Origin of the sequence: Stenotrophomonas sp. GD03930 (assembly GCF_029839665.1) — a bacterium.
GTDB classification, from domain to species: Bacteria; Pseudomonadota; Gammaproteobacteria; order Xanthomonadales; family Xanthomonadaceae; genus Stenotrophomonas; species Stenotrophomonas forensis.
On record NZ_JAOCAV010000001.1, the window covers coordinates 2045714 to 2067036 of the forward strand.

The window sequence follows — 21323 nt, forward strand, 5'->3', positions numbered from 1 at the left end:
CGACTTAATCCCCTCCGTCCCCTTTTCGGGGCTGGTCAGACCTTGCAGCCGTCCGGGCCGCAGGCCTCGTCGCCCTCTGCCGGGGACGCGGATGTGCCCTGCTCGGCCGCGATCTGGCGCAGCGCGTTGGCGAACGCCTCCGGCGGCTGGGCGCCTGAAATGGCCCAGCGGCCGTCGATGACGAAGGTCGGCACCGAGGAGATGCCCAGTGCATGGGCTTCCTGCAGCTTTGCCTCGACCTCCGCCAGGCCGCGGTCGGAGGCCAGCATCTGGGTGATCTCGCCCGCGTCGAGGCCACCGGCTACGCCAGCCTTGACCAGTACTGAGCTGTCAGCCAGGTTCTGGCCCAGCTCGAAATGGGCGCGGAACAACGCCTCGCCCACCGCGTCCTGCACCCCATGCTGGCCGGCCAGCCACAGCACCCGGTGGGCCGGCAGCGTGGTCACCCGCACCTGGCCCTGGCTGAAGTCCATCGGCAGGCCTTCGGCGCGCGCCGTGGTCTGGGTCTGGTTGAGGATCTGCTCGGTGCGCTCGACACCGCCGAACTTGCGCACATAGGCCTCGCGCAGCGGCACCGGCTTTGCGTCCGCGTCCGGGTCCAGCTGGAACGGCTGCCAGTGCATGTCGAGTTCAGGCGCATCGGCGCCCAGCAACTGCACGCCCTGCTGGAAACGATGCTTGCCGATCCAGCACCAGGGGCAGACCACGTCGGAGTAGATGTCGATTCTCATGCCCACCACATGGGGGCCGCGGCCTTCGAAAAAAGGGGACGGAGGGGATCAAGCCGCTTTCCGCACAGGCGGGGTAAAGACGACTTGATCCCCTCCGTCCCCTTTTTAGGGGTTCACCACTGTGAATAGGGGTGACTGGCGAGGGCGACGTTGTAGTAGCGGGCGTCATCGGTTACTTCGGCACCCACCCAGTCCGGCAGGTCGATGACCTGGTCGGCGCTGTCCAGCTCGACCTCGGCCACGACCAGGCCGGCGTTGTCGCCGAGGAACTCGTCCACTTCCCAGGTCAGCCCGGCGTGGTCCACCAGATGGCGACGCTTGTCGATCAGCCCGCCTACGCACAGTGCAAGCAGCGCGCGCGCGTCCTCCACCGGGATCGGGTAGTCGAACTCCTGCCGGGTATGGCCGATGGTGCGCGACTTCAGGTTCAGCGCAGCGTGGTCGCCCTCGATACGCACGCGCACCGAAGCGTTCTGGGTGCCGCGATCGAGTGCGCCCATGTCGTTGATGTAGCCCTGCGCCATCGGGATCACCCGGTGCGCGGCGGTGCGCCAGCCATCGCTGCTGACGAGGAATTTGCGTTCGATTTCGATGCCCATCGCGCCATTATGCGCGATGGGCATGACAGCCCGTCAGCGCTTCTCGAACACCGCGATGCTTTCCACGTGTGCGGTGTGCGGGAACATGTCCATGGCACCGGCGCTGACCAGGGTGAAGCCCTGTTCGTTGACCAGGTAGCCGGCGTCACGCGCCAGCGAGCCCGGGTGGCAGCTGACGTAGACGATGCGCTTGAACTGCTTCAGCGGCAGCTGCTGCAGCACTTCGATCGCACCCGAACGCGGCGGGTCGAGCAGCAGCTTGTCGAAGCCTTGGCGCATCCACGCGGTGCTGCGCTGGTCCTGGGTCAGGTCGGCACTGAAGAACTGCGCGTTGGCCAGGCCGTTGCGCTCGGCATTCTCGCGGGCACGCGCGACCAGGCCGGCATCGCCTTCCACGCCGACCACTTCGCGCACGCGGCGGGCCAGTGGCAGGGTGAAGTTGCCGAGGCCGCAGAACAGGTCCAGCACGCGCTCGTCCTCACCCGGTTCCAGCAGGTCCAGGGCGTGGGCGATCATCTTCTCGTTGAGCTTGGCATTGACCTGGATGAAGTCCAGCGGGCGGAATGCCAGCTCGACATCCCACGGTGCCAGCCGGAACGACAGCGGCACGCCCTGCCCGTCCAGCGGCTGCACGGTGTCCACGCCGCCGGACTGCAGGTAGATCACAAAACCATGCTGCTGGCCGAAGGCGGCCCAGGCGGCGCGGTCGGCATCGCTGAGCGGCTGCAGGTGCCGCACGGTCAGGACCACGGCCTGGTCGCCAGCGATGAATTCGATCTGCGGGATGTCACGCTTGCCATCGAGCGATTCGATGAAGGTGGACAGGGCCTCGACCTTGGTGCCGATCTCCGGAATCACGGTCAGGCACTGGCCGAGGTCGGCCACGAACCGCGGGTCCTGTTCACGGAAACCGACCAGGGTCTTGTCCTTCTTCTCGACCCGGCGCACCGAGAAACGGCCCTTGCGGCGGTAGCCCCAGCTCTCGCCGACCAGCGGCGCCAGCACGGTGCCCGGCTTCACATGGCCGATGCGCTCGAGGTTGTCCATCAGCACGCGCTGCTTGGCGACGATCTGCTGGTCTTCGTCCAGATGCTGCAGCACGCAGCCGGCGCAGGTGCCGAAGTGCGGGCATTTGGGGGTGACACGCTGCGGCGAGGCCTGCAGCACCTGTACCGTGCGCGCCTCGTCGAAATGGCGGCTGCGGGCGGTCTGTTCCGCCATCACCACCTCGCCCGGCAAGGCGCCGCTGATGAAGGTGACCTTGCCGCCCTCGCCTTCACGGCGGGCGACACCGCGACCATCATGGCTGAGGTCGAGGATTTCGGTCTGGAACGGGGTACGGTCGATGCGGGAGCGGGATCGGGCCACGTGGCGACAGGCTGCGGGCAAAAATGGGGCCGTATTGTCGCAGATCCTGACCGGCAGGGTCCGCACCCGCTTGCGCCCGTCGCCGTCGTGCTTGATGATTGGACCAGCTGACATGGAGGCAGCCCTGATGCAGATGACCCCGCGGACCAGCCGGCCCCGCTTCCTGCTTGTCGAGGACGACATCATCAGCCGCGGTTTTTTCAAGGCGGCGTTGGAAACGTTACCAGCGGATGTGGACACCGCAGACTCACTTGCCAGCGCGCTGGCCAGCGCCGAGCCCGGCGCGCATGACCTGTGGCTGATCGACGTCAATCTGCCTGACGGCAATGGCGCGCAGCTGCTGCGCGAACTGCGCCGTTCACACCCCGATACCCCGGCGTTGGCGCATACCGCCGACGGCGACACCTCCATTCATGCCCGCCTGCGCGAAGCCGGTTTCAGCGACACCCTGGTCAAACCGCTGGGCCGCGACCAGCTGCTGAAGGCGGTGCGCCGGGCCCTGGTGAACAGTCCGGCGGGAATCTTCGTGGCCCAGGCCCCGGCAGCGGTCGAGCTGCAGGTGCAGGACTGGGACGAGACTGCGGCACTGGCCGCACTCAATGGCCAGCGCAACCACCTGATCGCGCTGCGAGAACTGTTCCTGGCCGAGTTGCCCGGCGTGCGCGACGCGGTCGAGCAGGCGGTGCACCAGCATGACGAGCGGCAACTGCGCAGCCAGTTGCATCGGCTGCAGGCGAGTTGCGGCTTCGTGGGTGCGGCACGGCTGGGCCGGGCGGTGCGCCAGCTGCATCATGCGCCCGAGTCGGGGCAGGCCCAGGACGGGTTCCGTGCGGCGGTGGCTGCCCTGCTGCACTGAGGGGTGTTCGGCAGGGCTTGCAGCCCTGCACCTGCCGAGGCCAAAGCAACAGCAACAGCAGGCTATCCGAGGGATGGCGGGGCGGTGTCGGAGTGCGGGGACGCCGTAAACCCGTCCATGGGGGCTTGGCAGCCGCATCCATGCGGCTGACACCCCGCACTCCGACACCGCCCCACCTCTGACAGATTCCGGCGGCTGTGGGTAGGTGTCGACCTTGGTCGACACGGTAGATCCACGCCATGCGTGGATGCTTTTCGATTCCAATTCGAAATATTCGATTCCGATGGAGAATCATCCACGCATGGCGTGGATCTACTGCAGATTGCGGAAATCTGTCGAAGGCGGGGTGGGTCCGGTTGCGGGAGTGTCCGCGGCATGGATGCCGCGGCCAAGCCCCCATGGATGGGTTTACGGCGTCTCCCGCAACCGGACCCACCCCGCCTCCCCACAGGAAACCCGCTTCTGCTGTTGCTGTTGAGGTTGCCGGCCAGCGGCCGGCACTACCACGGGTGCAGGGCCCCGGGCCCTGCCGGCCCACCCGCTACTTGGAAGCGGCGATCTGCTTTTCGATGTCGGCGGCGGTCACCGGGCCAAGGAAGCTGTGCGCCAGCTTGCCCTGCGGATCCAGCAGATGCGTCAGCGGCAGCCCACGCGGGGTGGCGAAATCGGCCGGCGGATCGAACGGATCCACGATCACGATCGGGTAGGTCACCGGATGCTTGGTCAGGAACGCCTGCATCTCGGGCGCCTCGATGTCCTCATAGGCCAGCCCAACCACTTCGATGTTGCTGCGCATCGCATGCAGCGCCGACAGCTCCGGCATTTCCTTGCGGCACGGCGCGCACCAGGTCGCCCAGAAATTCACCACCACCCACTTGCCACGATGCGCGGCCAGGTCGTACTCGCTGCCATCCACCGCCTTCATCTTGAGGGTCGGGAACTCGGCGGTGGTGCGTTCGGCCGGGGTCTCCTCGACCGGTGCGGGCGTGCTCGGTGCCGGTGCCTGCGCCGGCGGCTGGCTGCTGGCCGGGGCCGGTTCCTGCGCCGGCTTGCAGGCGGCAAGGGCCAGCGCCAGGGCCAGCGGGAGCAGCAGCAACGGGGTCTTGCGGGTCATGGCGTGTCTCCGGAATCAGTATAGATATCGCTGACCTTGCGCTTGAGGCGTTCGCGCAGGGGCAGTCGCAGGTCGTCCAGTGCCGCCAGGGCGGCCCGGCCCAGGCTGTCGTCGCGGTACGGCAGGTGCTGCTCGGCTACCGGGATGCGCAGCTGGGTGCATTCGTACAGGTCGGCCAGGCTGACCTGGTCCAGGTCGCGCGACAGCAGCCACTCGCCTTGCTCGTCGCGGCGCAGCAGACCGATCTCCTGCAGGTTGCAGGCCAGGTCATGCAGCAGGGAGTCCGTCAGCATCGGCTCCAGCCGCAGGATTTCATCATCGGCCAGGCCCCTGCCCTTCAAGCGCGCATGGTGGAAGCGACCGAGCAGGCGCAGCAGGCCGTAGAACTCGTAGCCCTGCGGCAGGCGCAGCTCCACCGGCTGGTAGCGGAAGGCAGCCATCGACGAGGACAACGACGCGCCCAGCAGCACGGCCACCCAGCACAGGTAGATCCACAGCAGCAGGATCGGCACGAAGGCGACCGTGCCATACAGCTTCTGGTAGGACTGGAAGCTGCCCAGGTAGGCGCCGATGCCCCACTTCACCAGTTCCAGGATCACCGCGGCCAGGATCGCGCCGGGCACCGCGTGCCGCCATTTCACGGTGTGGTGCGGCACCACCCGGAACATCAGCGTGATGCACACGAACTCGATCAGGATCGGCGCCAGCCGCAGTGCCAGTTCAGCCAGCCAGCGGCCCTCCTGGGTACCGAACAGCGGCATCGCGAACACCCGCGCCGATACCGCCAGCGAAGCAGCGGCGAGCATCGCGCCCAGGGTCAGCACGGTCCAGTAGACCAGGAAGCGGGTCAGCTTGGGCCGGGTCGAACCGACCCGCCAGATCTGGTTGAAGGTCTCTTCAACACTGTTGAGGGTGATCAGCAGCGACACCACCAGCGCGATGAAACCGGCCGCGGTCAGCTGGCCGGCACTGGCCGAGAACTGGCGCAGGTAGCCCTCGGCCGCACGCGCGGCATTGGGTACGAAGTTGGAGAAGACGTAATCGCTGAGCTGATCGCTCCAGCGGTCGAAGACAGGGAAGGCCGAGAGCACGCCGAACACCACGATCGCCAGCGGCACCAGCGCGAACACCGTGGTGTACGCCAGCGCCGCCGCTGCCTGGAACAGGCGGTCGTCGAGGAAGCGATGCCACAGGAAGCGGCCGAAACTGATGGCCCGTGCGCGATCCCGCGCGCGCTCCATCCACAGGTTGAGCGTATCCAAAGGTTCCATCGGCGAAAGGGTACCCGATGCGGAATGCTCGCAGGATAGCCATACTGGTGGCCAGACGACGAGGAGAAGCGGGCACGATGGGCGAGATTCTGGTGCTGTACTACAGCCGGGGCGGTTCGGTGGCACGGCTGGCGCGCCAGATCGCGCGGGGCATCGGCGAGGTGCCGGGGATGACCGCGCGCCTGCGCACGGTACCGCCGGTGGCTGCGGTAACCCAGACCGCGCAGCCGCCGGTGCCCGACGATGGCGCCCCCTACGTGAGCGTGCAGGACCTGGTCGAATGCCAGGGCCTGCTGCTCGGCAGCCCGACCCGATTCGGCAACATGGCTGCGCCGGTGAAGCACTTCCTCGATGGCCTGGGCGCCGAATGGGTCAACGGCACGCTGTCGGGCAAGCCGGCCGGCGTGTTCACCTCCACGGCCTCGATGCATGGCGGCCAGGAGTCGACCCTGCTGTCGATGCAGGTCCCGCTGCTGCACCACGGCTGCCTGATCGTCGGCATCCCGTTCACCGAGCCGGCGCTGAGCCATACCACCAGTGGCGGCACCCCGTACGGTGCAAGCCATGTGGCCGGTGCCGCCGACGACCCGCAACCGACCGACGACGAGGCCGTGCTGGCCCGCGCGCTGGGCCGCCGGGTGGCCGACATCGCGCAGCGGTTGGGCCGATGAGCGCCGCGCCGCGCACGGTCCTGCTGCTGGCCCTGATGGGGCTGGCCGCGCTGTTCGCAGGCTGGTTCATCAATGACAAGCATTGGCTGGCCACCCAGCTGGTGTTCACCGCGCCGCCGCTGGCGCTGGCCATCGCCCTGCGGCTGGGCTGGCGCAAGGCCGGCTTCTGGGCCTCGGTTCTGGCCCTGGGCTGGTTCAGCCACGGCGTGATGAGTGCCTGGAGCCACCCGGAAACACGCTGGCTGGCGCTGATCGAGATCGCACTGGCCCTGCTGGTGATCTTCAGCGCCAGCCTGCCGGGGCTGCGCGCCCGCTTCGGCAAGCGACGCTGACGCTGCGGCCGCCGGGCCGTATCATCTGTGTTCCTGGCCCCGCGCCGCTGTACCTGTCCTGGTTTCGCGCATGCACATGATGGAAGAGCTCCTGGTCGTCACCACCGGCGGCACGATCGACAAGATCTACTTCGACGACAAGTCGGACTACCAGATCGGCGATCCGCAGATAGGCATGATCCTGCGCGAACTGGGCGTGACCTTCCGTTTCAACGTGATTCCGATCCTGCGCAAGGACTCGCTGCACATCAACGATGAGGACCGCGAGCTGATCCGCGCCACCATCGCCGCGCAGCCGACCCGCCACGTGCTGGTGACCCACGGTACCGATTCGATGGTGCAGACCGGCAAGGTGCTGGCGACAATCCCCGACAAGACCATCGTGATGACCGGCGCACTCAGCCCGGCGCGTTTCCGTGGTTCGGATGCAGAGTTCAACATCGGCTGTGCGATCGGCGCGGTGCAGTCGCTGCCGACCGGCGTGTACATCGCGATGAACGGGCGGATCTTTGATCCGCAGCACGTGCGCAAGAACGTGGCGGCGAACCGCTTCGAGTCGGTCTGAGGAACGGCGTGCCGACCAAGGTCGGCACCCACCCGGACAAGAACGCCCCGGCCGGAGCCGGGGCGTGCCCATGGAGAGGGACTTGGGCTCAGTACTGGGCGTTGAGGGTCAGGCCCGAGAAGGTGCTGTACGCCTTCACCCGCACGTACCAGGTGCCGGCAGCGGGGCTGTTGATGGTGCAGGTTTCGCTGTTGCCACTCAGGTACGGGCGGCAGGTGTAGGTGGTATCGGTCGGGGCACTGCCCTGGCGCACATAGAGGTCAGCATCACCGCTGCCACCACTGATCGCCACGCGCAGCTGGGTGCTGCCGGCCGGAACCGCGACGGTGTAGTTCAGCTCGGCACCGGTCGCGGCGCCCAGGCCGGTCACCGGCACATTGTTCTGCAGCACGTTGCCACCCGGGTTCGGCCCACCACCGTTGATTGCCGCAGCAACGGCGGCATCGGCGTTGACGATGCCCGCGCCACAGCCACCCGAGCAGGCACCGGGCAGCGGACGTGCGGTGCTCTTGATGATGCTCTCCACCTGCGCAGGGCTCAGCGGGCTCGGCGCCACCGATTGCATCAGTGCAACCACGCCGGCCACGTGCGGCGCCGCCATCGAGGTGCCGTTGTAGGACGCGTAGGTAGCGCTGCCCGGCGTGGTGGTGCCGGTGTTGAGGGTGGACAGGATGCTCTGGCCCGGGCCGGAGATGTCGATGCCGGCGCCATAGTTGGAGAAGCTGGCACGCGCACCCGCCGAGGTGGTCGCGGCCACCGCGATCACGTTCGCACAGTTGGCCGGCACCGACGAGGACACGTTGGTGTTGCTGTTGCCAGCGGCCACCACCACCGTGGTGCCACGGCCGACCGCACCGTTGATCGCGTTCTGGTAGGTGGACGAGCAGCTGCCGCCGCCGCCCAGCGAGAGGTTGATGACCTCGGCCGGATTGGCGTTGGCCGGCACGCCGCTGACGGTGCCACCGGAGGCCCAGACGATCGCATCGGCGATATCCGAGGTGTAGCCACCGCACTTGCCGAGCACGCGGACCGGCACGACCTTGGCGTTGAACGCGGTGCCGGCCACGCCGGTGCTGTTGTTGGTCACCGCCGCCACCGTGCCGGCGACGTGGGTGCCGTGCCAGCTGGAGTTGGAGGCTGGAATGCCCGGGCCGCACTCGTTGGCACCGTACCAGTCGCCTTCGTCGTTCGGATTGCTGTCGCGGCCACCGCCATCACGCGCCATCGCCGCATCGCTGATGAAATCGTAGCCCGGCAGGATGTTGGCATTGAGGTCCGGATGGTTGGTGATGCCGGTGTCGATGACCGCCACCACCACGCCGGTGCCGGTCGACTTGTCCCAGGCCGGGCGCACGTTGATCGACGCATTGGAGGTGCCAAAGCCCCACTGCTCGCTGAAACGGGTGTCATTGGGCGTCAGCGTGGCACGCATGATCTGGTCGACTTCGACGTATTCCACGTTCGGATCGGCGGCCAGCTTGCGCATCAGCAGCTCGGATTCGGCCTGGTCGAGCGGACGATCGGTCCTGACCAGGGTCGGGCCGACGGCCAGCTTGCGCACTTCCTGCAGGCCCAGCGCGCGGCCCTGGCTGCTGGCCAGGCCGGCCGCGGCCGTCTTCAGCGAGGAAGCCAGTGCGGTGGTATTGGCCACCGGCGCACTGCCGTCACGGTACTTCACGATGAAGCGCTGGTGCGTCGGCGCGGACTGCAGCCCGCTGAGCTGGACATCACCGGCCAGCGCAGGCGTGGCCAGCAGCAGCGATGACAGAACGGACGCACCAAGGACCACCCACACTCGACGCACACGCGGTTGCGTTACCTGGGACATCGTATTTCCCTTTCTAGTGGTGTGAATGCCGGAATCGGCAGAAGCACCGGCCCGAACCATGGGCTGGCTTGCGTTGGCGAGGTTCGAAGTCCGGCGAGTCAGCGGATCCCCCTTTTGATCCGCCGTGCAGATGACGCTAATGACCAAAACCGGACACCACAAGATTTTCAGCGTCTTTTCAGCAAGATGAAATGTCTGATCTGAGACTTTCCGGGTCGAGGGTTTGTGAAGGTGAAGGAACTTTCGCGCGCCCTGCACAGCCCTGACTGGGGGATGTCATGTCCAAGCATGACTTTGCCGACATCGGCGTCCGCTCACCAACGACGACGGCCGCCCGGCATCGGAACGGCCATCACGCATGTGCTTCAGGAACAGCGCTACTGTGCCTGCGCAACACCGGCGGGACGGATCTGCTGCCCCTTGACCGGCTCACCGCGCGCGACGGGCTGGCCATCGGCCATGTAATCGGAGAACTGCGCCGGCAGCGCCGCGCCAACACCGAATGCAGGCCCTGCCTGCAGCTGGTAGTGCAGGTGCGGCTCGGAGGAATTGCCGCTGTTGCCACAGTCAGCCAGATGCGCACCGCTGCGGACCACCTGCCCCTGTGCGACGCGCACGCTGCCCTGCCGCAGGTGCGCCAGCACCGAGTACTCGTCATTGCCGTGGTCGAGGATGACCCGGTTGCCGGTGAGCTGCGCCGCATTCATCTGGCCGGGCACGTTGTCGGCAACACTGTCGACCACCTCTACCACGGTGCCATCGGCAGGCGCGAGGATCGGGCGACCGAAGCAGAAGTAGTCTTCATTGCGCAGCCCGTCGCCCCGATGCGATCGGCCCTCGCGGACCATCAGCAGGTCCAGCGCGAAGCGCTGGCCGGCGTGGGCCGCATGGTAGTTCTGCTCGATGCTGCGCCCACCCCAGAACACGAAGAACTCGTCGTCGAACGGCAGTTGCAGGCGCGTGCGGGTGGTGTAGTCAAGGAACCGGCTGGCCGCGGCCTGTGGGGGCGAGGACTGTTCGGGGCGGATGTAGAAGCCGCTGATCCGCCCCTCGGCGTCGAGTGCCCACAGCACCTGGACGATGCCCGGGCGCTTCTCGAAACGAACCTGGCGCAGATAGGTGTCGTTTCCATCTGCACTGCCGACCTTCTCGCTGACCACTTCCGTTTCCGCCCCCCAGCCGGAGATCACCTGCTCGCGCAGTGCCACCAGGTTCTGCCTGGACTGCAGCGCCGCCTGCATCTGCGGCGTCATCCGCTCCCACAGGGCGTCGATGTGTCCCTCGTAGAACTGTGTGGTCAACGCCGCCCCCTGCTGGCGCGGATCGCTCGTCGCGGCCCTGCCACCGAGGGCTGGAAGGGCGAGAACCAGAACTGCAATCAGGCGTGGAAGCAATGTCATGTCAGGGCTCCTTGCGATCTGGAACGGGAATACCGGCGACGATCGCCGCCAGCTGCGTGCGGTATTCGGTAAGGGCCTGTCGCCCAACCGGAGTCAGCTGCAGGGTGGTCAGGGGACGCTTGCCCCGGAACGTCTTGTCGATGGCAATCAGCCCGGCCGCCTCCAACTTGCTCAGATGGCTGGACAGGTTGCCTTTGCTCAGGCCACTGAGATGTTCGACGAAACCGAACTCGGCCGATTCGGCGCCGGCCAGGATCGACAGGATCAGCAGGCGTGCCGGTTCGTGGATCAGGCGATCAAGCTGCAGCAGCGTGCGGGCATCAGGCAATCTGCTCATTCGGGGTGTGCCCGCCCCGCCATGAACATGCGCATCTCGGCCTGCAGGCGGAGGAAGCGCTGGTGATCACGCCAGCCGACGACGATCAGCGCGATGGACGCCAGCGGGAACACGGCGGTGCTCGGCCCGAACCCATAGGTCTGCCCGGTGAAGGCCAGCGCGGCCTGGCACATCAGGAACACGCCCACGATGAACTCCAGGGGAGTACGCAGCCAACGCCACACCACCCAGGGCAGCATCGCCACCACCCCGAGGTAACCGAGTGCGCGCAGGTCCCAGGGCCGCTCCCCCATCGGGGCCAGCCGGGTCAGCACGCTGCCGACCACCAGCACGCTTACCAGCGCGGTGAAGGCGATGAAGAATCGCTGGAAATTGCGCTCGACCGGCGTGACCTGCTCCTCGACCTGGCCCAGCCGCTGGTAATAGCGGCGCGCAAGCCACTGCTTGCCAGCGATCCACAGCACGGGCATGGCGATCAGCACGATGCGCAGCGCCAGGGTGGTCGGCAACAGGGCGCCGGCCAGGAAAGAGGCCAGGCAGGCAACGCCACCGGCCATCGCCGACAGGCCGCCGGCGCTTCGCGAGTACCGTGAGTATTCGCGGGTCAGCGCCTGCAGGCGCGAGGAAGGGTCGATGACGGACGGCTGCATGACATGCTCCAGCGGGGGCGCTTGAATTAAGTTTGCATTGCAAACCTATTTGCGTCAACCACTCCCGGCAGCGATCCGGCGGCCCCATAACGCAGAAAGCCCGTCACGGGGACGGGCTTTCCGGGAACGCGGTCGAGCCTGGCTCGACGCTATCGTTCGGTGCGAGCGATCAACCCAGCTTGACCAGCCAGTTGTGGCGGTCCGGCAGACGGCCGTACTGGATATCGGTCAGCTCCTTGCGCAGCGACATGGTCACTTCGCCGGCCGGGGCGTTGATGTCGCCCACCGAGAAGCCCTCGCCCTTCAGCTGGCCGATCGGGGTAACCACCGCCGCCGTGCCGCAGGCGAACACTTCGCTGATCGCACCGGAGGCCACACCGTCCTTCCACTCGTCGATGCTGACCTTGCGCTCCTCGACCTTCATGCCGCGGTCGCGCGCCAGCTGCAGGATGCTCTCGCGGGTGATGCCCTCAAGGATGCTGCCGGACAGCTCCGGGGTGACCAGCGTGCCGTCCTTGTAGACCAGGAACACGTTCATGCCGCCCAGTTCTTCCAGGTACTTGCCCTCGACCGGATCGAGGAACAGCACCTGCGAGCAGCCCTGGGCCTGCGCCTTCTGCTGCGGCAGCAGCGAGGCGGCGTAGTTGCCACCGCACTTGGCGGCGCCGGTGCCGCCCTTGGCCGCACGGGCATACTCGGTCGACAGCCAGATCGACACCGGGGCGACGCCCTTGGCGAAGTACGGGCCGGCCGGGCTGGCAATGACGTAGTAGCCGGCCTTGTGCGCGCCGCGCACGCCGAGGAAGGCTTCGTCGCCGATCATGAACGGACGGAAGTACAGGCTGGACTCGTCGGCCGACGGCACCCAGGCGCTGTCCACCGCGATCAGCTGCTTCAGCGATTCAACGAAGATCTCCACCGGCAGTTCCGGCAGCGCCAGGCGCTGCGCCGAACGCTGCAGGCGACGGCCGTTGGCATCCGGGCGGAAGGTCCAGATCGAACCGTCGGCGTGGCGGTAGGCCTTGATGCCTTCGAAGATTTCCTGGCCGTAGTGCAGCACGGCTGCAGCCGGGTCCAGCTGCAGCGGGCCGTAGGCGCGCACGTTGGCGTTGTGCCAGCCGGCATCCTTGTCCCAGCGCACTTCCACCATGTGATCGGTGAAGTGCAGGCCGAAGCCCGGCTTCTCCAGGATCTGGGCGCGCTCTTCAGCGCTGCGCGGGTGGTCCGAACGGGTGACGGCGAAGCTGGGAATGGACTGGGACACCGGAGATTTCCTGTTCTGGTTGCGGGTAGTGCCGGGCCCGCGTCGCTGCGGGCCGTGGGTCAAAGCATGCCGGTCTCGAGCCGCGCCGCTTCGGACATCATGTGCTGGTTCCACGGCGGGTCGAATACCAGCTCGACGTCGGCCTCGGCCACCGTCGGGATCATTTCGAGCTTGCTGCGCACATCATCGACCAGGATGTCACCCATGCCGCAGGCCGGTGCGGTCAGGGTCATCTTCACGTCGATCTCGCGCTGGCCTTCGTCCAGGTGCTTGATCTCGACCTCATAGACCAGGCCCAGTTCGACGATGTTCACCGGAATTTCCGGGTCGAAGCAGGTGCGAAGCTGCTGCCACACCAGCTGTTCCACCTGTTCATCGGTGGCATCGGCGGGCAGCTCCAGCGGGGCCGGGGCCTCCTTGCCGATGGCGTCGCCGTCCTTGCCGGCGATGCGGAACAGGTTGCCCTCGACGAACACCGAATAACTGCCACCCAACGCCTGGGTGATGTACCCATAGCTGCCGGCGGGCAGGGTCACGGTATCGCCCTGCGGGACCATCACGGCCTCGCAATCGCGTTCGAAGTGGACAGGTTCGCTGCTACGGGAATACATGGGGACCGATATGGGGCCGTGGCCGAGGCCACGCAAGACGGCATTCTAGCCCAGCCGTCCTGCCACCGCCGGTGCACTGCGGCAAACCACAGTATCCTGTGGGCGATCTTCTGGGAGCTTCGATGTCCTCCAATGCCGCGCGTGCCAGGACCGTGACCTGGCTCTGGCCCTTCATGCTGTTGCTGGGCCTGGTTGTTGCTCCCCTTGCCTGGATGGTGCTGGCGCTGATGACCGGTCGGCAGGTCGGCTGGATGGCGGTACTGACCGCGCTGGAACTGGTGTTCATGCTGCGCATGGGCACGCTGGGGCCGGGCCGCCTGCGCATCGCGCTGGTCGTGCTGGGCACGCTGCTGGTCGCCGCCGTGGCCAACTGGACCATCGCCAGCGCCTGGATGGGCGGCTCGATCGGGCTGGGCCTGTGGGACGCCAGCCTGCGCATGGGTCCGCACCTGGCCTGGACCCTGATCACCCTGGCCAATGGCGCGATGGAATGGCTGTGGCTGGCCGTGGCCGTGATCGTCGGCGCCTGGCTGGCGCGCTGAGCGCGCAGATCCACGCCCCCCGTGGGATGCGGTAGTGCCGGCCGCTGGCCGGCAGAAACGTGCGGACCAAGGTCCGCACCTACCAAGCGCAGCCACGCGTGGATGGGGGTCGTGCCGGCCGCTGGCCGGCAGGAGCGTGCGGACCAAGATCCGCACCTACCGGCCCCTGGCGGATCCGACCCCGGCTTTCAATGCCCGCCGTCGAGCGCCTTCAGCTCGCTCACCAGTGATGCCGCGGCCTCGGCACCATCGCCGTACAGCATGCGGGTGTTGTCGGCGTAGAACAGCGCATTCTCGATCCCGGCAAAGCCGGTACCCTTGCCGCGCTTGATCACCACTACATTGCGCGCGTTGACCACGTCCAGCACCGGCATGCCGTAGATCGGGCTGGCCGGATCGGTACGCGCGACCGGATTGACCACGTCGTTGGCACCGATCACCAGCACCACGTCGGTGTTGGCGAACTCCGGGTTGATGTCATCCATGTCGGCGATCAGGTCATAGGGCACACCGGCCTCGGCCAGCAGCACGTTCATGTGCCCGGGCATGCGCCCGGCCACCGGATGGATGGCGAACTTCACCTTCACCCCGCGCTGGCCCAGCCGCTGCGCCAGTTCCCAGATCTTGTGCTGCGCCTGCGCGACCGCCATGCCATAGCCGGGCACGATCACCACGCGCTCGGCGAAGGCCATCATCGCGGCCACGTCGGCCGCTTCGATCGGTTTCTGCGAACCGGAGATCGCCTGCGCCTCGCCCCCGGCCCCGCCACCGAAGTTGGAGAACAGCACATTGCGGATCGGCCGGTTCATCGCCTTGGCCATCAACCGCGTCAGCAGGATGCCCGCCGCACCGACCATCATGCCGGCGATGATCAGCGCCTCGTTGCCCAGCACATAGCCTTCGAACGACACCGCCAGGCCGGTGAACGCGTTGTACAGCGAGATCACCACCGGCATGTCGGCGCCACCGATCGGCAGCGTCATCAACACGCCCAGCGCCAGCGCCAGCACGAAGAAGGCGACGATCGCCCAGGTGCTGAGCGTGCTGGCGGCGATGATCGCCAGCACCACCACCGCAAGCGCCACCACCAGGTTCATCACCTGCTGGCCCGGCCAGGTCACCCGCTTGTCGAGGCGGCCATCCAGCTTGGCCCAGGCGATCACCGAGCCGGACAGTGACACCGCGCCGATCGCCGCACCCACCACCGCCAGCAGCAACACCGTGCCCGACGGTTGGCGCGCGGCCAGGTCGGCCAGTGCCTGCTCGCTCCAGTGCGTGGTGTCACGGTGGGCCAGGAAGGCATAGCGCAGCAGTTCCACTGCGCCGATGGCCGCCGCCGAACCGCCACCCATGCCGTTGTACAGCGCCACCATCTGCGGCATGTCGGTGATGGCGACCTTGCCGGCCGACCACCAGGCCAGCCCCGCGCCGAGCAGCAGCGCCACCAGGATCAACGGCACGTTGTGCAGTTCGGGCAGGAAGAAGGTCGCCGCCGTGGCCAGCAGCATGCCCAGCCCGGCCCAGCGGATGCCGCTGCGCGCGGTCAGCGGCGAGGCCATGCGGCGCAGGCCCAGCAGGAACAGCGTAGCGGCGACGAGGTAGCTGGCCTTGACCAGCCAGTCGAGCAGTTCGACGGTGCTGATGTTCAAGCCTGCGGCTCCTTCGGCTGATCCTTGCCGCCCTTGGGCGCGCTCGGCTTGAACATTTCCAGCATGCGCGCGGTGACCACGTAGCCGCCGGCGGCGTTGCCGGCGCCAAGCACCACGGCGAGGAAGCCCAGCGCTTTTTCCAGCGGCGTCTGCGCATGCCCCAGCACCACCATCGCACCGATCAGCACGATGCCGTGGATGAAGTTGGAACCCGACATCAGCGGGGTGTGCAGGATCACCGGCACCCGCGAAATGATCACGTGGCCGGCAATGGCGGCCAGCATGAAGATGTACAGCGCTACGAACCCGTCACTCACTGGCAACGCTCCCGCTCTGTCTTCGTCGGCCCATCATAACCACGGGCTGAACCCGGCGCGTACCCCGCGTCAACCGAAGCGACGCTCACGCGTTGTCGATGGTGACCCCGAGCGAGGAACCGTACCCTGTGCTGGTGAGCAGCCCCGTCCCCCCGAGCGCCGTGACCGATGCCGTGCCGGCGTCGCTGGAAGCGTTCCTGGCCAGCGTCGGCCCGCGTGCGTTCCGCTTCGCCGAGGCCGGCCTGCGCCAGCGCGAAGACGCCATGGACGCGGTGCAGGACGCGCTGATGCGCATGCTGGACTATGCCGACAAGCCGGCCACCGAATGGGCGCCGCTGTTCTGGAGCATCCTGCGCCGGCGCGTGATCGACCTGCAGCGCCGGCGCCGCTTCCGCCTGCCGTTCTGGCGCGACAACCAGGACGCCGACGGGGGCGAGATCGACTGGGCCGACCCCGGCCCGGACCCGGCGCAGGCGCATGAGCAGCGCCAGCAGTACCAGCAGCTGGTGCAGGCACTGCGCACGCTGCCTGCGCGCCAGCGCGAGGCCTTCACCCTGCGCGTGCTGCAGGACCTGGACGGGGCCACCACCGCCCGCGCCATGGGCTGCAGCGAAGGCGCGGTAAAAACCCATCTGGCACGCGCCCGGCAGGCGCTGCAGGACTACCTGGAGACCCACCCGTGAACCGCTCCCTGCCCTCCGATGACACCCTGCGCAGCCTGCACGCGCAGTCGCTGCAGGCGCTGTCGCCGGCCACGCTGGCCCGGTTGCGCCTGGCCCGCCACGGCGCCACGGCGGCCCATCGCGGGCGCTGGCGCTGGTGGCTGGCCAGTGCCTGTTCGCTGGTGGTGGCACTGGGTATCGGCCTGCAGTTCAGCGGCCACGGCCCCGTGACGGGCCCCGCGCCGGCTCCGGTGCTGGCCTCGGTGGAAGACAACAGCGCGCTGTACGACGAAAATCCCGATCTGTACCTGTGGCTGGGCGACACCGACCTGGCGATGGAGTGAAACCATGCCCCGATTGAACATCCTGCCGCTGTTGCTGACCCTGTCGCTGCTGCCGGCCGTCCCGGCGCTGGCGCAGAGTGCCGCGCACACGCCTGCCGCGCGCCCCCTGCCGGCCACGCCCCTGCCAGCGTGGGAACAGCTGAGTGAAGCCCAGCGCGAATCCCTGCTGGCACCGTTGCGCGACCGCTGGAACGGCGCCGATGCCGGCCAGCGCCAGCGCATGCTCTCTCACGGCCAGCGCTGGCAGTCGATGAGCCCGGAGGAGCGCGACAAGGCCCGTCGCGGCCTGCGCCGCTTCGAGCACATGAGCCCGGAACAGCGCGAGCAGGCGCGTGCCCTGTTCGGGCAGATGCGCGACATGCCACCTGCGCAGCGCGAAGCCCTGCGTGAGCGCTGGTCGCAGATGACGCCGGAGCAGCGCAAGGACTGGGTGCGCGACAATCCGCCGCCGGCGAAGCCGCGGTAAACCTTCGGGATAGCGGGGGCCAGATCCCTTTGCCAGCGGCAAAGGGATCTGACCCCACGTCATTCACGACTGCCAGCGCGTCTTCGCCAGCAGTTCGTCTTCCCAATCGAAGCCGAGCTGGCCCTCGCGCACGAACAGCGCGACGAAGTTGAGCAGGTTGCGCGCATACATTTCGCTGGCCTGGGTCGCACCACGACTGGCCAGGCCCAGCGGGCCATCGATGGTCACCCCTTGATGCTCGATGCACTGGCCCGGCTGGGTCAGCGCGCAGTTGCCGCCGCTCTCCGCCGCCAGGTCCACGATCACGCTGCCGGTGGCCATGCCGTCTACCATCGCGGCGGTCACGATCGTCGGTGCCGGGCGCCCCGGCACTGCCGCCGTGCAGATCACCACATCGACGCCGCGCAGGTGGTCGGCCAGGCGGCGCTGCTGTTCGGCGCGCTCCTCATCGGTGAGCGCGCGCGCATAGCCGCCCTCACCCGCCGCGCTCACGCCCAGGTCGAGGAAGCGCGCACCCAGCGACTGGATCTGCTCGCGGGTTTCCGGGCGCACGTCGAAGCCCTCCACCTGCGCGCCGAGCCGGCGCGCGGTGGCAATCGCCTGCAACCCGGCCACGCCGGCACCGATCACCAGCACCTTGGCCGGCCGCACCGTACCGGCGGCGGTGGTCAGCATCGGGAAGAAGCGCGGCGCGCGCTCGGCGGCGATCAGCGCGGCCTTGTAACCGGCCATGCCGGCCTGCGAACTGAGCACGTCCATCGCCTGCGCACGGGTGGTGCGCGGCAGCTGCTGCAGCGGGAACAGGTGCAGACGATCCTCGGCAGCGAGTGCAGCCAGGGCCGGATCGCTGGCCGGGGTCAGCAACCCGACCACGCTGGCACCCGGCTTGAGCTTTTCCAGCACCCCCGCAGGCGGTGCCTGCACGCACAGCAGGATGTCGATCTCGCCCCAGCGCTGCGCATCGAACGCACGGGCACCGGCATCGTCATAGGCCGCATCGGTGAAACCCGCCGCGAGGCCGGCACCGCTTTCGTACCAGACGGTGATGCCCAGGGCACCGAGCTTGCGCGCGGTCTCCGGCGTCAGCGCCACGCGCCGTTCGCCCGGCACGGTCTCCTTGATCCCCAGCAACGCCACGGCCATGCAGGTCCCCGCTGATCGGTGAGTTTTCCCGATCCTAGCAGGCGGCCCTGCTCAATGCAGGGTGGCGCTGCCCGGGTCCAATCGATCGATCACACCCTGCATCGCGCTGTCGAAGGCGCCATCATCAACGTGGGCACGCAGGCGGCCCAGCCGCACCATCACCGCCAGCTCTTCCGGCGAGGCCACGCAGAAGCGCACACCGCGGCGGTTCACGAACAGCAGGCGCGAAGAGATCGGGCTGACCCAGGACAGCTTGCCGGCCTGGACCTTGCCATCCTTGTCGACGAAGTCCAGCCAGTTGCCGATTTCCATGCGACGGAAGCGATCGGCATCGGCATTGTCGAAGTCATCGGCATCGATCTGCCCCCCCAGTTCCACTGCCGGCGACTCGGCCACCGGCGGTGCCGGCAGTGCGACCTGCGGCAGCTCCGGCAGCGCGCGCTGCAGCTCCGGCCGGGACTCGGCAATGCCCTGCAGGGTGTCATGCAGGGCGTCGATGGCGCCGGTGGCCGCGTCACCATGTACGCCGACACTGGCGAACACCTTGGCCAGCGCCGGCTGCCAGGCCTGCAGCCACGGCTTGCCGACGATCTGGCGGCGGGCCTCGGCCACTTCCTCCAGCAGGCCGTCGCCCAGGCCCAGGGCCTCGGCCACCGACGCGCCCTCCTCGCCTTCGCGCAGCAGCGCCAAGGTCAGGTGGTGCTGCCACGGCTGGCGCAGGAACTCGGCGATGGCCGGCGGCAAAGTGGCGTCACCGATACGGCGATCCAGCTCGGCGCCGGCACGGGTACGGGCCATTTCCAGCTTTTCCTGGCCGCGCTGGGTCTCGGCAGCACGGCGCTCGGCGATTTCCACACGGCGGCGATGCTGCACCAGGAACTCGCGGAATTCTTCTTCCAGGGTCAGGAAGATCGCCAGGTTCTCGTTGAACTCGGCCACCAGGCGCTCGATGATTTCCTCGACCTTGGCCATCAGCATGCGCTCGGCCTGGCTCTCGCCGGTGTTGCCTTCGCAGGCCTCGGCCAGCGAATTGAGCAGCTTGCGGGCCGGGTGGGTCTTCTGCACGAACATGCGGCGGTCGAGCATCGCGACCTTGACGAACGGCACCACCAGGCGGCCGATCAGCTCGCGCGAGCGGCCTTCCAGTTCGCGCTCGTCCAGCATCACGTCGAACAGCATGCCGACCAGGTCGATCGCATCTTCGTCCTGCGGGTCCAGCCGGGTCTGGCCGGGGTCGACGCCGAGGCGGGTGGCGCTGGACAGCACTTCACTCTTCAACCGCTGCGCCAGCGATTCACCATCCTCGCCGATCGCTGCACGCAGCGTCGCACTGGGGGTGGCCTGCAGGAGCGACAACACCGACATCATCTCGCGCTGGCTGAGCGGGCGCTGCTGGCCGATCGCCACCTGCGCGGCCGACGTTGCATCCTCGCGCACATGGCGGGTCTGCTGCAGCAGTTCGTGCAGCGCTTCCAGCAGCATGCCCTGCTGGCCGGCGTAGGCCTCGCCAGTACCGCTGTCTTCGCCCGGCAGGTGCTGCTGCATGTGGCCACGCCGCTCGGACCAGCGCGCGGCAAAGCGCTGTGCCCAGGCCGGCGCGGCCTGCTCATCTTCACTGAAGTCGGCATCGAAGCCCGCGCCCTGGCGCTGTTCCACCAGGTCGTCCAGGGCCGAGGCCATGCGCGGGTCGGGCGCGGCCGACGGCGGACGCCGTGGCGCCCCCATCTGCGACATCACGCCGGCCGCAGCCAGTTGTTCGTCAAGCTTCTCGTAGATGCGGCCGACCGGTGCGCGCAGGTCGCGCTCACACAGCTTGATCAGCACCAGGTGCACTTCCGGGGCCAGTTCACAGCCGGCAAAAGCTTCGTGGATGGCGACACCCAGATGCTCGGGACTGATCGGGTTGTGATCGGCATCCAGTTCACTGCCACCGATCAGCCGGCCCAGGCGGCGGTCGAGCCGCGCCAGCACCGGTTTGAAGTCACGCAGCAGCACGGTGGCGAAGTTGCGCACCGCCAGCCGCGATTCCAGCACATGTTCCGCCAACAGGCTCAAGCCGTCCTCGGCCGGGCCGGACAGGGTCGTTTCGGCCGACAGCGGTTCACCGCTGGCCAGCGCCTCCCAGGCCCGCTGCAGATGGCCGGCAAAGGCGGCCGCGATATCCTCGCGGCGGCGGCGCAGTTCACGCATCGCATCCAGGAACAGCAGCTGCGACGAACCGGCATTGCCGGCCCGGTCGAACAGGGCATCGTCGAACCGCGCCAGTGCGGCCCCGAAGGCCTGGCACAGCGCCGGCAGGACCATGTCCCGGGCACGCTGGAGCTGGGCCGGGTCACGCCCCGGCGATCCCATCGGTGTGGGCACGCTCATCATTCGGGAAGGCTCCCCACCTTCTCTGGTACGACAGACAGCATGGACATCGCGACGGCCGGCACACCCCATGCACCGGTACGTCGATGGTAGGCCGGCCAGCCCGTCACGGACAGTGAAACAGTCCTCACTTCAAACCTCATGACCGGCGGCCCGGCAAGATAGATATCGTAAGCCGTGCAAGGCCTGCGAGGCGAGGGGAAGCGGCCGTCCGTTTCCCGCCAGTGGCATGA

23 protein-coding genes are annotated in these 21323 nt (G+C 67.8%); 8 read left to right on the forward strand and 15 right to left on the reverse strand.

The annotated features are described in order from the left end of the window. Positions 1–35: 35 nt before the first annotated feature. The 3 genes from N5C18_RS09220 to rlmD all read right to left on the reverse strand — a co-directional run bounded on the left by N5C18_RS09220 (position 36) and on the right by rlmD (position 2698). Positions 36–731: a DsbA family oxidoreductase gene (locus tag N5C18_RS09220; RefSeq protein ID WP_053511586.1), complete on the reverse strand. Its 696-nt coding sequence runs from the start codon at positions 729–731 to the stop codon at positions 36–38. Positions 732–844: 113 nt separating this feature from the next. Then, positions 845–1330: a CYTH domain-containing protein gene (locus N5C18_RS09225; RefSeq protein WP_053451361.1), complete on the reverse strand. Its 486-nt coding sequence runs from the start codon at positions 1328–1330 to the stop codon at positions 845–847. Between the two features lie 33 nt (positions 1331–1363). Next, positions 1364–2698 carry a 23S rRNA (uracil(1939)-C(5))-methyltransferase RlmD gene (gene rlmD / locus N5C18_RS09230; protein ID WP_053450478.1) on the reverse strand — a complete coding sequence of 445 codons (1335 nt, stop codon included), beginning with the start codon at positions 2696–2698 and terminating at the stop codon, positions 1364–1366. Positions 2699–2825: 127 nt separating this feature from the next. On the opposite strand from rlmD, the gene N5C18_RS09235 reads away from it, so the two are divergent. Next, positions 2826–3554 carry a response regulator gene (locus tag N5C18_RS09235; protein WP_040009454.1) on the forward strand — a complete coding sequence of 243 codons (729 nt, stop codon included), beginning with the start codon at positions 2826–2828 and terminating at the stop codon, positions 3552–3554. Positions 3555–4095: 541 nt separating this feature from the next. On the opposite strand, the gene N5C18_RS09240 is transcribed toward N5C18_RS09235, so the two are convergent. Further along, positions 4096–4668: a TlpA disulfide reductase family protein gene (locus N5C18_RS09240; protein WP_279944347.1), complete on the reverse strand. Its 573-nt coding sequence runs from the start codon at positions 4666–4668 to the stop codon at positions 4096–4098. Then, on the reverse strand, positions 4665–5939 hold the full coding sequence (locus N5C18_RS09245; RefSeq protein ID WP_004154462.1) for a YihY family inner membrane protein: 1275 nt from the start codon (positions 5937–5939) through the stop codon (positions 4665–4667). The genes N5C18_RS09240 and N5C18_RS09245 overlap by 4 nt, the downstream gene beginning before the upstream one ends. A gap of 77 nt (positions 5940–6016) precedes the next feature. On the opposite strand from N5C18_RS09245, the gene wrbA reads away from it, so the two are divergent. From wrbA to N5C18_RS09260, 3 genes are all read left to right on the forward strand, one after another. Beyond that, positions 6017–6610, forward strand: a complete 594-nt coding sequence (wrbA, locus tag N5C18_RS09250) for an NAD(P)H:quinone oxidoreductase (protein ID WP_053448870.1) — start codon at positions 6017–6019, stop codon at positions 6608–6610. Continuing rightward, positions 6607–6942 carry a DUF2069 domain-containing protein gene (locus N5C18_RS09255; RefSeq protein WP_049408967.1) on the forward strand — a complete coding sequence of 112 codons (336 nt, stop codon included), beginning with the start codon at positions 6607–6609 and terminating at the stop codon, positions 6940–6942. Before wrbA ends, N5C18_RS09255 begins: the two co-directional genes overlap by 4 nt. A gap of 79 nt (positions 6943–7021) precedes the next feature. Further along, positions 7022–7507: an asparaginase domain-containing protein gene (locus N5C18_RS09260; protein WP_040009892.1), complete on the forward strand. Its 486-nt coding sequence runs from the start codon at positions 7022–7024 to the stop codon at positions 7505–7507. A gap of 88 nt (positions 7508–7595) precedes the next feature. On the opposite strand, the gene N5C18_RS09265 is transcribed toward N5C18_RS09260, so the two are convergent. The 6 genes from N5C18_RS09265 to sufT all read right to left on the reverse strand — a co-directional run bounded on the left by N5C18_RS09265 (position 7596) and on the right by sufT (position 13597). Continuing rightward, a complete protein-coding gene (locus N5C18_RS09265; protein ID WP_053511893.1) occupies positions 7596–9335 on the reverse strand; it encodes a S8 family peptidase in 1740 nt (579 codons plus the stop codon). Between the two features lie 377 nt (positions 9336–9712). Beyond that, the gene (locus tag N5C18_RS09270) at positions 9713–10735 is read right to left on the reverse strand and encodes a M23 family metallopeptidase (protein ID WP_053511892.1); all 1023 of its coding nucleotides are present in this window, start codon (positions 10733–10735) and stop codon (positions 9713–9715) included. 1 nt (position 10736) lies between these two features. Then, the gene (locus N5C18_RS09275) at positions 10737–11072 is read right to left on the reverse strand and encodes a transcriptional regulator (RefSeq protein ID WP_279944348.1); all 336 of its coding nucleotides are present in this window, start codon (positions 11070–11072) and stop codon (positions 10737–10739) included. Continuing rightward, entirely contained in the window at positions 11069–11722 is a 654-nt protein-coding gene (locus tag N5C18_RS09280) for a hypothetical protein (RefSeq protein WP_279944349.1), read from the reverse strand. Before N5C18_RS09280 ends, N5C18_RS09275 begins: the two co-directional genes overlap by 4 nt. 169 nt (positions 11723–11891) lie before the next feature. Further along, positions 11892–12986, reverse strand: a complete 1095-nt coding sequence (locus tag N5C18_RS09285) for a branched-chain amino acid aminotransferase (RefSeq protein ID WP_004154341.1) — start codon at positions 12984–12986, stop codon at positions 11892–11894. Positions 12987–13045: 59 nt separating this feature from the next. Then, on the reverse strand, positions 13046–13597 hold the full coding sequence (sufT, locus tag N5C18_RS09290) for a putative Fe-S cluster assembly protein SufT (RefSeq protein WP_004144911.1): 552 nt from the start codon (positions 13595–13597) through the stop codon (positions 13046–13048). 122 nt (positions 13598–13719) lie between these two features. Between sufT and N5C18_RS09295 the strand changes: the two genes are divergently transcribed. Then, on the forward strand, positions 13720–14139 hold the full coding sequence (locus N5C18_RS09295) for a hypothetical protein (protein WP_049457537.1): 420 nt from the start codon (positions 13720–13722) through the stop codon (positions 14137–14139). Between the two features lie 188 nt (positions 14140–14327). Here N5C18_RS09295 and N5C18_RS09300 read toward each other — a convergent pair whose 3' ends face one another. Further along, positions 14328–15788: an NAD(P)(+) transhydrogenase (Re/Si-specific) subunit beta gene (locus N5C18_RS09300; protein WP_279944350.1), complete on the reverse strand. Its 1461-nt coding sequence runs from the start codon at positions 15786–15788 to the stop codon at positions 14328–14330. After that, the gene (locus tag N5C18_RS09305) at positions 15785–16105 is read right to left on the reverse strand and encodes an NAD(P) transhydrogenase subunit alpha (RefSeq protein WP_049457539.1); all 321 of its coding nucleotides are present in this window, start codon (positions 16103–16105) and stop codon (positions 15785–15787) included. The genes N5C18_RS09300 and N5C18_RS09305 overlap by 4 nt, the downstream gene beginning before the upstream one ends. A gap of 98 nt (positions 16106–16203) precedes the next feature. Between N5C18_RS09305 and N5C18_RS09310 the strand changes: the two genes are divergently transcribed. From N5C18_RS09310 to N5C18_RS09320, 3 genes are read left to right on the forward strand one after another with little or no spacing between them, the layout of a single operon-like run. After that, complete coding sequence (locus N5C18_RS09310; protein WP_279944351.1) at positions 16204–16788, forward strand: RNA polymerase sigma factor; 585 nt, start codon at positions 16204–16206, stop codon at positions 16786–16788. Then, a complete protein-coding gene (locus N5C18_RS09315) occupies positions 16785–17111 on the forward strand; it encodes a hypothetical protein (protein ID WP_049457541.1) in 327 nt (108 codons plus the stop codon). The genes N5C18_RS09310 and N5C18_RS09315 overlap by 4 nt, the downstream gene beginning before the upstream one ends. Positions 17112–17115: 4 nt before the next feature. Beyond that, positions 17116–17577, forward strand: coding sequence for a DUF3106 domain-containing protein (locus N5C18_RS09320; RefSeq protein WP_053448864.1), 462 nt, complete (start codon positions 17116–17118; stop codon positions 17575–17577). Between the two features lie 63 nt (positions 17578–17640). Here the strand turns inward: N5C18_RS09320 and N5C18_RS09325 are convergent, their stop codons facing one another. Continuing rightward, entirely contained in the window at positions 17641–18720 is a 1080-nt protein-coding gene (locus N5C18_RS09325; RefSeq protein ID WP_053448863.1) for an NAD(P) transhydrogenase subunit alpha, read from the reverse strand. 51 nt (positions 18721–18771) lie between these two features. Beyond that, positions 18772–21093, reverse strand: a complete 2322-nt coding sequence (locus N5C18_RS09330) for a DUF1631 domain-containing protein (protein WP_053448862.1) — start codon at positions 21091–21093, stop codon at positions 18772–18774. Between the last annotated feature and the right edge of the window lie 230 nt (positions 21094–21323).